Source organism: Pseudomonas nabeulensis (genome assembly GCF_004682045.1).
GTDB classification, from domain to species: Bacteria; Pseudomonadota; Gammaproteobacteria; order Pseudomonadales; family Pseudomonadaceae; genus Aquipseudomonas; species Aquipseudomonas nabeulensis.
On the sequence record NZ_QUZT01000009.1, the window covers coordinates 26,358 to 37,745 of the forward strand.

At 59.6% G+C, this 11,388-nt stretch carries 9 protein-coding genes; 1 reads left to right on the top strand and 8 read right to left on the bottom strand.

The features are described from left to right. Positions 1 to 80: 80 nt before the first annotated feature. Positions 81 to 338, top strand: a complete 258-nt coding sequence (locus DYL61_RS07085) for a hypothetical protein (RefSeq protein WP_135307771.1) — start codon at positions 81 to 83, stop codon at positions 336 to 338. 113 nt (positions 339 to 451) lie between these two features. Here the strand turns inward: DYL61_RS07085 and DYL61_RS07090 are convergent, their stop codons facing one another. The 8 genes from DYL61_RS07090 to DYL61_RS07125 form a co-directional block, all read right to left on the bottom strand. Continuing rightward, a complete protein-coding gene (locus DYL61_RS07090; RefSeq protein ID WP_105696218.1) occupies positions 452 to 1,423 on the bottom strand; it encodes a peptide ABC transporter ATP-binding protein in 972 nt (323 codons plus the stop codon). Then, positions 1,423 to 2,391 (bottom strand): ABC transporter ATP-binding protein, encoded by a 969-nt coding sequence (locus DYL61_RS07095; protein WP_135307772.1) that lies wholly within the window; start codon positions 2,389 to 2,391, stop codon positions 1,423 to 1,425. Before DYL61_RS07095 ends, DYL61_RS07090 begins: the two co-directional genes overlap by 1 nt. A gap of 10 nt (positions 2,392 to 2,401) precedes the next feature. After that, positions 2,402 to 3,313, bottom strand: a complete 912-nt coding sequence (locus tag DYL61_RS07100) for an ABC transporter permease subunit (RefSeq protein ID WP_105696216.1) — start codon at positions 3,311 to 3,313, stop codon at positions 2,402 to 2,404. Between the two features lie 10 nt (positions 3,314 to 3,323). Further along, positions 3,324 to 4,334 (bottom strand): ABC transporter permease subunit, encoded by a 1,011-nt coding sequence (locus DYL61_RS07105; protein ID WP_017739471.1) that lies wholly within the window; start codon positions 4,332 to 4,334, stop codon positions 3,324 to 3,326. A 76-nt stretch (positions 4,335 to 4,410) separates the two neighbouring features. Then, positions 4,411 to 6,009, bottom strand: a complete 1,599-nt coding sequence (locus tag DYL61_RS07110) for an ABC transporter substrate-binding protein (protein WP_135307773.1) — start codon at positions 6,007 to 6,009, stop codon at positions 4,411 to 4,413. A gap of 80 nt (positions 6,010 to 6,089) precedes the next feature. Next, the gene (locus DYL61_RS07115; RefSeq protein ID WP_135307774.1) at positions 6,090 to 7,487 is read right to left on the bottom strand and encodes an OprD family outer membrane porin; all 1,398 of its coding nucleotides are present in this window, start codon (positions 7,485 to 7,487) and stop codon (positions 6,090 to 6,092) included. Positions 7,488 to 7,656: 169 nt separating this feature from the next. Continuing rightward, a complete protein-coding gene (locus DYL61_RS07120) occupies positions 7,657 to 9,261 on the bottom strand; it encodes an ABC transporter substrate-binding protein (protein WP_135307775.1) in 1,605 nt (534 codons plus the stop codon). A gap of 303 nt (positions 9,262 to 9,564) precedes the next feature. After that, the gene (locus tag DYL61_RS07125) at positions 9,565 to 11,190 is read right to left on the bottom strand and encodes an ABC transporter substrate-binding protein (protein WP_135307776.1); all 1,626 of its coding nucleotides are present in this window, start codon (positions 11,188 to 11,190) and stop codon (positions 9,565 to 9,567) included. Positions 11,191 to 11,388 lie beyond the last annotated feature (198 nt).

Here is an 11,388-nt window from a genome sequence, read left to right on the forward strand (position 1 = left end):
CCCGGGATCGGAACTAGCTTGATTCTCAGCGACGGTCGAACGCCGGCGCATGGGATTCACTGACTGGACGGAAATCGACCATGACTATCTTTCAACGTTTAGTGCTGATGCTAAAAGTGCTGGTGATGTTGTCGCTGGGTGCCTCCTCCGCATGGGCCAACACGGCTGTGCAGAGCCAGGCGCCGGGGTTTGTGGCGACGCAGAGCGCGCAAACAGGATTGCAGTTGGCCAAGAGCGAATCAGAGCCGGGTGACGAAGACCAAGGCGGCTCCAAGGACGACGACGACCAACAAGCGCCGCCGGACGATGACGATACCGAGAGTGACAGCGATACCTGATTCAAGACGAAAAAAAGCCCCGCCTGCCGGACTGATGCGCAATCCGACGGGCGGGGCGGTAGAACTCATGCAATGCCCTGGGCGTGATCACCCAGGGCATTTTTGTTGCGGGGTCAGGCCACGAATTGCTCCGCGTAGTGGCACGCCACCTGCCGATTATCCAACGCGCGCAGTTGCGGCTCCTCGGTGCTGCACCGCGACGTCGCGTACGGGCAGCGCTTGTGGAACGCGCAACCCGGCGGCGGGTTCAGCGGGTTGGGCAGCTCGCCGACGATCTTGATCTTCGGCTTGTTCGGGTCTGGATGAATGGTCGGGGTGGCCGACAGCAGCGCCTGGGTGTACGGGTGCAGCGGGCGTGCGTAGATGTCTTCCTTGGGACCGACTTCCACCGGACGGCCGAGGTACATCACCATCACGTCATCGGCGACGTGTTGCACCACCGCCAGGTTGTGGGAAATGAACACGTAGGCCGTGTTGAATTCCTGCTGCAAGTCCATGAACAGGTTAAGCACCTGGGCCTGGATCGACACGTCCAGTGCAGATGTTGGTTCATCTGCCACCAGCACTTTCGGTTGCAGCATCATGGCGCGGGCCAGGGCAATACGCTGGCGCTGACCGCCGGAGAACATGTGCGGGTAGCGCTGATAATGCTCGGGGCGCAGGCCCACTTGCTTCATCATCGCCTGCACTTTCTCGCGGCGTTCGGCAGCGGACAGGTTGGTGTTGATCAGCAGCGGCTCGCCGAGTTGATCACCAACTTTCTGCCGTGGGTTCAGCGACGCGTACGGGCTCTGGAATACCATCTGCACGTCTTTGCGCAGTTGCTTGCGCTGGGCCTTGTCGGCGCCGGCGACTTCCTGGCCGGCGATTTTCAACGAGCCTGAAGACGGTTCTTCAATCAACGTGAGTGCACGGGCCAGGGTGGATTTGCCGCAACCCGACTCGCCTACAACGGCGAGGGTCTTGCCGGCTTCCAGCTCGAAAGACACGCCATTGAGGGCACGCACGGTGGCGTGGCCCTTGAACAGGCCACGGGACACTTCGTAGTGACGGGTGAGGTCGCGGGCGGTAAGAACGACGGCCATTACGCCACCTCCTGGTTCAAGGGGTAGAAGCAGCGCGCAAGGCTGTGGGCTTTAGGGTCCAGGCCCGGACGGGTCTGGCGGCAGCTTTCCTGCACGTACGGGCAGCGTGGCGACAGCAGGCAGCCCTGCGGACGGTCATAGCGGCCCGGCACGATGCCGGGCAATGTGGCCAGGCGTTCGGCGCCCATGCTGTGTTCCGGGATCGCCGCCAGCAGCGCTTCGCTGTAGGGGTGGGCGGGCACGTCGAACAAGCCCGGCACCTGGCCGACTTCCACGGCTTGGCCGGCGTACATCACACACACGCGCTGGGCGGTTTCAGCCACCACCGCCAAGTCGTGGGTGATCAGCACCAGGCCCATGTTCTGCTCTTTCTGCAGGGCCAGCAGCAGTTCCATGATCTGTGCCTGGATGGTCACGTCCAACGCCGTGGTCGGCTCGTCCGCGATCAGCAGTTTCGGCTCGCCGGCAATCGCCATGGCGATTGCCACGCGCTGGCTCATACCGCCGGACAGTTGGTGCGGGTAGGCATCCATACGGCTGGCGGCGCCTGGGATTTCCACTTTCTCCAACAGCTCGATGGCACGCTTGCGCGCTTGCTTGCCGGACATTTTCAGGTGCAGGCGCAGCACTTCTTCAATCTGGAAACCCACGGTGTAGCTGGGGTTCAGCGCGGTCATCGGGTCCTGGAACACCATCGCCAGGTCCTTGCCGACGATCTGGCGGCGCTGGCGGCTGCTCAGCTTGAGCATGTCCTTGCCGTCGAAGGTCAGCGAGTCGGCGGTGACGATGCCGGGGTGTTCGATCAGGCCCATCAGCGCCATCATGGTCACGGATTTACCCGAACCCGACTCGCCAACGATGGCCAGGACTTCGCCCTTGTCGACCTTGAGGTCGAGGCCATCGACCACCGGCACGGCGGTCTTGTCGCCGAAGCGGACGTTGAGATTCTTGATTTCTAACAGTGACATGGGAATCTCCTCAGGCGGCGTTCTTGAGTTTCGGGTCCAGCGCATCGCGCAGGCCGTCACCCATCAAGTTGATTGCCAGCACGCTGAGCAAAATGGTCAGACCCGGCAGGCTCACGACCCACCAGGCGCGTTCGATGTAGTCACGGGCCGAGGCCAGCATGGTGCCCCACTCAGGCGTAGGCGGTTGTACGCCAAGGCCAAGGAAGCCCAGGGCGGCGGCATCGAGAATCGCCGAGGAGAAGCTCAAGGTTGCCTGCACGATCAGCGGCGCCATGCAGTTAGGCAGCACGGTGATGAACATCAGGCGTGGCAGGCCGGCACCGGCCAGCCGTGCGGCGGTCACGTAGTCGCGGTTCAGTTCGCCCATCACTGCGGCGCGGGTCAGACGGACATAGGACGGCAGCGACACGATGGCGATGGCGATCACGGTGTTGATCAGGCCAGGGCCGAGGATCGCGACAATGGCAACCGCCAGCAGCAGCGATGGCAGGGCCAGCATGATGTCCATCAAACGCATGATGGTCGGGCCAAGCAAGCGCGGGAAGAACCCGGCGAACAAGCCCAGCAGGATGCCGGGAATCAGCGACATCACCACCGACGACAAACCGATCAGCAACGACAGGCGCGAACCCTGAATCAGGCGCGAGAGCAGGTCGCGGCCCAATTCGTCGGTGCCCAGCAGGAACTGCATCTGCCCGCCTTCCAGCCAGGCTGGCGGGGTGAGCAGGAAGTCGCGGTATTGCTCGCTGGGGTTATGGGGGGCCACCCACGGCGCGAAGATCGCGCAGAACACGATCAGCAGCATGAACGCCAGGCCGGCAACCGCGCCTTTGTTCTTGGAGAAGGCTTGCCAGAATTCTTTGTACGGGGACGGGTACAGCAGGCTTTGATCGACTGCTGACACTTGAGTAGGTGTGGTCATGGTCTTGATCTCAGCGCTGGTGACGGATGCGTGGGTTGGCGAAGCCGTAGAGGATATCCACCACGAAGTTCACCAGGATCACCAGGCAGGCGATCAGCAAAATGCCGTTTTGCACCACCGGGTAGTCCCGCGCGCCAATGGCTTCGATCAGCCATTTGCCGATGCCGGGCCACGAGAAGATGGTTTCGGTCAGGACCGCACCGGCCAGCAGCGTACCGACTTGCAGGCCGACCACCGTCAGTACCGGGATCAGCGCGTTGCGCAGGCCGTGGACGAACACCACCCGCGCCGGCGACAGGCCCTTGGCCTTGGCGGTACGGATGTAGTCTTCGCGCAGTACTTCGAGCATCGACGAACGGGTCATCCGCGCGATTACCGCCAGCGGAATGGTGCCGAGCACGATGGCCGGCAGGATCAGGTGGTGCAGGGCGTCGAAGAACGCATCCGGCTCGTCAGCCAGCAGGGTGTCGATCAGCATGAAGCCGGTGCGCGGCTCGATGTCGTAGAGCAGGTCGATCCGCCCGGATACCGGGGTCCAGCCCAGGCTTACCGAGAAGAACATGATCAGGATCAGGCCCCACCAGAAGATCGGCATCGAATATCCCGCCAGGGAGATGCCCATCACCCCATGGTCAAACAGGGATCCTCGCTTCAAGGCCGCGATCACCCCGGCCAACAGGCCCAGGATACCGGCGAACAACAGGGCGGCCATGGACAGTTCCAGGGTCGCGGGGAAGAGGGCGGTGAACTCGGTCCACACGCTGGTGCGGGTACGCAGGGATTCACCAAGGTCGCCTTGGGCGAGCTTGCCGACGTAGTCCAGGTATTGGGCGTACAGCGGCTTGTTAAGGCCGAGGCGTTCCATTGCCTGTGCGTGCATCTCGGGGTCGACGCGCCGCTCGCCCATCATGACTTCGACGGGGTCGCCAGGGATCATGCGAATCAACGCAAAGGTGAGCAACGTGATGCCGAAAAACGTGGGGATCAATAACCCCAATCGGCGGGCAATAAAACTAAACATCTTGTGGTGTACCTCAATCAGCCGGTTAGGCAGGTCCGGCACCGCCAGTGTCGACGGTGCCGAGCGTTTTTCTTATTTACTTCACCTGGGTAGTGGCGAAGTTATTGGTACCTAGAGGGCTTTGTTGGAAGCCTTCTACGTTCTTGCGCATGGCGGTGAACAGTTTCGGATAAGCCATGGGAAGCCAGGGTTGGTCTTTCTCGAAAACGTCCTGTGCTTGTTCATAGAGCGCCGCCCGTGCCGCCGGTTCCTCGACGGAGCGGGCCTTGTCGATCAGAGTCTGAAACTCTTCGTTACACCAGCGGGCGTAGTTTTCGCCGTTTTTCGCCGCATCGCAACTCAGGTTGGGCGTGAGGAAGTTATCCGGGTCGCCGTTATCACCGACCCAGCCGGATGACACCATGTCGGGCTCGCCGGCCTTGGCGCGCTTGAGCATTTCGCCCCACTCCATGACCTTGATGTTGAGCTTCAAGCCGACATCGGCCAAGTCGGCCTGCATACGCTGGGCGCCGAGCATCGGGTTGGGGTTGGTCGGGCCGCCGTTTGCGCGGGTGAACAACGTGAACTCGGTGCCTTCCGGCACGCCAGCTTCCTTAAGCAAGGCGCGGGCTTTATCGAGGTCACGTGGAGGGTTCTTCAGCTTTTCGCTGAAGCCCAGCAAGGTCGGTGGATAAGGGCCTGTGGCCACGACCGCATTGCCTTTACCGAACAGCGCATCGACATAGCCGGCCTTGTCAAACGCGATGTTGATCGCGTGGCGCACCCGTGCATCGCTCATGTACTTGTGTGTGGTGTTCAACGCGGTGTAGCTGGTAGTCATCGCCGCCAGCTCATCGATTTTCAGGTTCGGATCTTTCTTGATGCTGGGGATGTCGTCGGGCTTGGGAAACAGCGCGATCTGACACTCATTGGCCTTGAGCTTTTGCAGGCGAACGTTGTTGTCAGCCGTAATCGCCAGGATCAGCGGGTCGACCTGCGGCTTGCCACGGAAGTAGTCGGGGTTGGCCTTGAAGCGTGCCTGGGCGTCTTTTTGATAGCGAGTGAAGATGAACGGGCCAGTGCCAATGGGTTTTGCGTTCAAATCATCGGTCTTGCCTGCCTTGAGCAGTTGGTCAGCGTATTCCTTGGAGTGGATCGAGGAAAAGGCCATGCCCAGGTCTGCGAGGAACGGTGCTTCACGACGGGTCAGGGTGAAGACCACTGTGTGATCGTCAATCTTTTCCACGCTTTTGAGCAGTTCCTTGAAACCCATGCTTTCGAAATAAGGGAAGCCGGTCACAGACTTTTTATGCCACGGGTGATTCGGGTCCAACTGGCGCTGGAAGCTCCAAAGCACGTCATCGGCATTCATGTTGCGCGTGGGCTTGAAGTAATCGGTGGTGTGGAACTTGATGTCGTCACGCAGGTGAAAGGTGTAGGTCAGGCCATCGGCGCTGATCTCGGGCAGGTCCTTGGCCAGGGCCGGTACCACTTCGGTGGTGCCGGGCTTGAAGTCCACCAGGCGGTTGAACATGGTTTCCGCCGCGGCGTCAGCGGTCACTGCGGTGGTGTACAGCACCGGGTCGAAACCCTCCGGGCTGGCTTCGGTGCAGACCACCAGCGGTTTGGCCGCAATGCCGACCGCCACGCTCAACAGCGCAGCAGCCATGGCGGCTTGTAGCGGGAGCATTTTCATTCGCAGACCTCTGCAATCCATTGAACCAGACAAGCTTAGACGGCGGGCTCGCAATGAGCCCGCCGTCTACCTGGCGCTAATTAAAGAATGTTGAACGGGATGGTGGTGACCAGACGGAATTCACGGATGTTGCCGTCAGCCTGTTGGGCGCTGGCACGGTGCGTGATGTAGGTGCCACGGATGGTGGTGGCCTTGAGCGGGCCGCTTTGCAGGGCGTAGGAGGCGCCAACACCATATTCCTGGTGTTTCTCGCCGTCCATCAGACGCAGGTCGCTGCGGGATTTACCGGCTTCGCCGTAGGCAGTGCCATTGTAGTGAGTACCGTCAATGCCCCAGCCGCGTGCGGAGTAAGCGTTGAACTTCAAGCCTGGCACGCCGTATTCGGCCATGTTGATACCGTAGGCGACCTGGAAGGACTTCTCGTTCGGGCTGTTGAAGTCCGAAGTCAGGGAGTTGGCCAGGTAGATGCCGTTGGTTTCGTGCAGGTAGTCGAAGTACTCGTCACCGTTCACTTCCTGATACGAGAAGGTCAGGCTGTGAGCCTGGTGGGTCAGCCCCAGGGACAACGAGTAAGTGTCGTTGTCGATCTTGCCCATCTTCTTGCTGCCGGTATCGGTGGTCTTGTAGTAGTTCAGGCCGGTGGTCAGCCCGAGGACGCTGCTGTCACCCAATTCGTGGGTCGCGCCGAAGTAGTACTGGTTCCAGAAATCTTCGACGTGAGCCGCGAACACGCTGGTTTTCAGGCTTTTGAGCGGCTGATAGTTGAAACCGAGGGTCTGCACCTTGTCGGTGGTCTGGCCGTTACCGTACTCGGAGATGAATTTCGTCAGGCTTTGCTCGGTACGCGGCGAAACGCGATCGAAAATACCGCCCTGGAACGACAGGTTGCTGAACTCTTCGCTGTTGAAGCTCACACCTTCGAAGCTCGAAGGCAGCGCACGGTTGCCGATGGTGTCGACGATGCCGCTGCTGAAGTTCTGGCGACCGGCGGTCAGGGTGGTGTTGGACACACGGAACTTGACGTTGGCCAGGCCCAGCTTGCTCCACTGGTCTACGGCTTTGCCGTCGGAGTCGGCCAGGGTGCGGTTGGAGCCGCCCTTGATGTCACGTTTGCTGCGGTCCAGCACGATGGCGTTGTAGGCCGCGACTTCGGTTGCAACACCCACGGTGCCTTGGGTAAAGCCCGAGCTGTAGTTCAGGATGGTGCCCTGTACCCAGTTGGTGCGGTAGGCATCGGTACGGTCCTGGCCGTGCTTCTGGTAGGTGAATTTCTGGCCACGGAACTTGTTCTCGTTGGAGAACCAGTTACGGGTAGTACCGCCCAGGCTTTGACCGTCGATAAAGCCCTTGGCCTCGCTTTGGGCGCTGGAACCGGCCAATGTGGTAGGAACGAATTCCTGGCTTTGGGTTTCAGCGTAGGCGGTTGCCGTGATGCTGCTGATGGCCAGGGCCAGAAGCGCTTTGCTGCTCAGTTTCATGGATGAAGCTCCTTTGGTTCTCTTTTTTATGCCGGTCTTATTAGGTGAACCGGCTATTGGGTGTGTAACTCGTTCAAGCCTTTGCAAACGTTTGCTGTAGGAAAAATCCCGACAAAAAGCTGCACGTTTGCAGCAGGGCGGTTAAGCCCTGCGCAATCCGGTTATTTTCTTATGGGGTGATGCTGACGCCCGAGAACACGTTGCGGCCGAAGGGGCTCACTTTGAAACCTTCGACTTTGGCGCTTAACGGCTGGTTGACCGTCGAGTGGGCGACTGGCGTGATGGGCACCTGCTGTTTAAGCAGTTGCTGCGCCTGTTTGTACAGAACAGTCCGTTGTTCGCGGTCGGTGACGACCTTGGCTTGCTTGATCAGCTTGTCGTACGCCGGGTCACACCACATGGAGTAGTTGTTCCCGCCGATGGCGTCGCAGCTATAAAGAGTGCCCAGCCAGTTGTCCGGGTCCCCGTTGTCGCCGGTCCAGCCGATCAGGCTGACATCGTGCTCACCGTTCTTGGTGCGCTTGATGTATTCGCCCCACTCGTAGCTGACGATCTTGACCTTGAGGCCGATCTTGGCCCAGTCGCTTTGCAGCATTTCGGCCATCAGCTTGGCGTTGGGGTTGTACGGCCGTTGCACCGGCATCGCCCACAGGGTGATCTCGGTGCCTTCCTTCACGCCGGCAGCCTTGAGCAGTTCCTTGGCTTTTTCCGGGTTATAGGCGGCGTCCTTGATGGTGTCGTCGTAGGACCACTGCGTCGGCGGCATGGCGTTGACCGCCAATTGCCCCGCGCCCTGGTACACGGCGTTGAGGATGCTTTGCTTGTTCACCGCCATGTCCAGCGCCTGGCGCACTTCGAGCTGGTCGAACGGCTTGTGGCGCACGTTGTAGGCGATGTAGCCGAGGTTGAACCCGGGCTTGGTCAGCAGTTGCAGGTTTTTGTCAGCCTTGAGGGCGTCGACGTCAGCCGGGCGCGGATGTAAGGTCACCTGGCATTCGCCCGCCTTGAGCTTTTGCACGCGCACCGAGGCATCGGTGTTGATGGCGAAGATCAACTGGTCCAGCTTGACCTTGTCCGGGTCCCAGTATTGCTTGTTGGCGACATAACGGATCTGCGAGTCTTTCTGATAACGCTGGAAGACGAACGGGCCAGTGCCGATGGGCTTCTGGTTGATGTCGCTCGGCTTGCCCGCCTTGAGCAACTGCTCGGCGTATTCGGCCGACAGGATCGCGGCAAAGCTCATGGCGATGTTCTGCACGAACGCGGCGTCCACCGAGTTCAAGGTCATCACCACCGTGTGCGGGCCGGTTTTCTCGACCTTGGCAATGTTCTTGTTCAGGCTCATCCCGTTGAAGTACGGAAACTCGGTGGGGTAGGCCTTGCGAAACGGGTGGTCGGGGTCAAGCATGCGGTTGAAGGTGAACAGCACGTCGTCGGCGTTGAAGTCCCGCGTCGGCTTGAATTCCTTGTTGCTGTGGAACTTCACCCCTTCACGCAGGTGAAAGGTATAGGTCAGGCCGTCTGGCGAAATATCCCACTTGGTGGCCAGCGCAGGCACCACGTTGGTCGCACCTTTTTCAAACTCGACCAGGCGGTTGTACAGCGGTTCGGCCACATCGTTGTCAGTGGCGGTGGTGTACTGCGCGGTATCAAAGCCGGCCGGGCTGCCTTCCGAGCAGAACACCAGGCTCTTCTTGTCGGCGGCTTGGCCCATCGTGGCCACAGCCAGCAGGCTGGTGCCAAAAATTGCGGATAGAACGGTGGTATGGCGCATGACGATCCCGATCCTTGTTTGTAGTTGTCATCAGCGGGCCTCCCTCCGGTTTTCGGACAAGGGGGCGCCACTGATCCCACACACAGCAAGTGCCCTTCCTCGATTGGCATCGCTGCTGTCCTACGACGTTATGGGTCGCGGACTTCACAGTAAATGCGCAAAAACGGACAGACCTTGTAGGCAACGGGGACACAAATCGCAGTTCATTGCTGTAGGAAGCAACGGTTACGAATGTGGTCCATTTCCTACGGTCCGGGCGGATGCAATAACGGCGACGTTATGAAACGTCGCCGCCAGTGATCCTTACTTGCTGACGCTCACGCCATAGAAGGAGTTCAAGCCAAACGGGCTGATCTTGAAGTCCTGCACTTTAGCGCTCATGGGTTGATACACCGTCGAGTGCGCGATAGGTGTCATCGGGACTGCATCTTTAAGGATGTGTTGCGCCTGCTTATACAGCTCGGTGCGTTTGGCGACATCCGATGTGGCCTTGGCTTCTTTTACGATGCCGTCGAATTTCTTGTCGCACCATTTGGAGAAGTTGTTACCGGCCAGCGAGTCGCAGCCGAACAGCACGTTCAGCCAGTTGTCCGGGTCACCATTGTCACCGCTCCAGCCGATGATCATGGCTTGGTTCTCGCCGCCTTTGGAGCGCTTGATGTACTCGCCCCACTCGTAGCTGACGATGTTGACGTTCAGGCCGATCTGTTTCCAGTCGTTCTGCAGCATCTCGGCCATCAGCTTGGCGTTCGGGTTATACGGACGCTGAACCGGCATGGCCCACAGGGTGATCTTGGTGCCTTCCTTGACGCCAGCTTCCTTGAGCAGTTCCTTGGCTTTGGCAGGATCGTATTTCGCATCCTTGATAGTGGTGTCATACGACCACTGGGTTGGCGGCATGGCGTTGACGGCCAGTTGGCCGGCGCCCTGGTACACGGAGTCGATGATCTGCTGTTTGTTCACCGACATGTCCAGCGCCTGGCGAACGCGCAGGTCGGACAGTGGGTTGGCGTCAGTCTGGCCCTTGAGCACCGGCATGACGTTATAGGCGATGTAGCCCAGGTTGAAACCGGCCTGGTGCGGCAGTTTCAGGGCCGGATCTTTACCTAGCGCCTCGAGGTCGGCCGGGCGTGGGAACAGGGTCACCTGGCATTCGTTTTTCTTGAGCTTCTGGATACGCACCGACGGGTCAGTGGTGATGGCAAAGATCAGGTTGTCGATCTTCACGTCGGCAGGGTTCCAGTAGTCCTTGTTGCCGGTGTAGCGGATGTTCGAGTCTTTCTGGTAGCTCTTGAACACGAACGGACCAGTGCCGATTGGCTTCTGGTTGATGTCCTGGGCTTTGCCGTCTTTCAACAGTTGCGCGGCGTATTCAGCGGACTGGATCGAGGCGAAGCTCATGGCCAGGTTCTGGATGAAAGCGGCGTCCACGGTGCCAAGGGTGAACTTGACGGTGTGGTCATCGACTTTCTCGATGTTCTTGATGTTGGTGTCCATCCCCATGTCCGTGAAGTACGGGAACTCGGTGGGGTAGGCTTTGCGGAACGGATCGTCCTTGTTGATCATGCGGTTGAACGTGAACAGCACGTCATCGGCATTAAACGTACGGGTCGGCTTGAAGTACGGTGTGGTGTGGAACTTCACGCCGTCGCGCAGGTGAAAGGTGTACGTCAGGCCATCCGGGGAAACTTCCCACTTAGTGGCGAGCCCAGGAATCACAGCGGTGCCGCCGCGCTCAAACTGGGTCAGACGGTTGAACATGGTTTCGGCCGAGGCATCGAAGTCTGTTCCGGTGGTGTACTGGCCTGGATCAAAACCGGCCGGGCTCCCTTCGGAGCAGAACACCAGGTTAGTCGCCGCTTGGGCGAAAGGGGCTGCGGCCATAAGGCCTGCGCTAACTAATAACGGAAGGACTGCGTGTTTAAGCATGTTGGCCTCATGATTTGTTGTCATTTTTGGTGGTGAGGGCGACCTCGTGAGTCGGCCTGCGGATACTTATGCAGGGGCCATACCCAATGCAAGATGCAGAACCGTTGCAGGGGTGAAACAGTGGTACGAACGTACAGGAATGTCGCAATTATGAAAGTTTCTACACAATTGCGTACATTTGGAGGGTTTTTTCGGTGC

Excerpts from the sequence above, each read along its gene's own strand:
- DYL61_RS07085 (WP_135307771.1), top strand. The coding sequence starts at position 81 with ATGACTATCTTTCAACGTTTAGTGCTGATGCTAAAAGTGCTGGTGATG.
- DYL61_RS07090 (WP_105696218.1), bottom strand. The coding sequence starts at position 1,423 with ATGGCCGTCGTTCTTACCGCCCGCGACCTCACCCGTCACTACGAAGTG.
- DYL61_RS07095 (WP_135307772.1), bottom strand. The coding sequence starts at position 2,391 with ATGTCACTGTTAGAAATCAAGAATCTCAACGTCCGCTTCGGCGACAAG.
- DYL61_RS07100 (WP_105696216.1), bottom strand. The coding sequence starts at position 3,313 with ATGACCACACCTACTCAAGTGTCAGCAGTCGATCAAAGCCTGCTGTAC.
- DYL61_RS07105 (WP_017739471.1), bottom strand. The coding sequence starts at position 4,334 with ATGTTTAGTTTTATTGCCCGCCGATTGGGGTTATTGATCCCCACGTTT.
- DYL61_RS07110 (WP_135307773.1), bottom strand. The coding sequence starts at position 6,009 with ATGAAAATGCTCCCGCTACAAGCCGCCATGGCTGCTGCGCTGTTGAGC.
- DYL61_RS07115 (WP_135307774.1), bottom strand. The coding sequence starts at position 7,487 with ATGAAACTGAGCAGCAAAGCGCTTCTGGCCCTGGCCATCAGCAGCATC.
- DYL61_RS07120 (WP_135307775.1), bottom strand. The coding sequence starts at position 9,261 with ATGCGCCATACCACCGTTCTATCCGCAATTTTTGGCACCAGCCTGCTG.
- DYL61_RS07125 (WP_135307776.1), bottom strand. The coding sequence starts at position 11,190 with ATGCTTAAACACGCAGTCCTTCCGTTATTAGTTAGCGCAGGCCTTATG.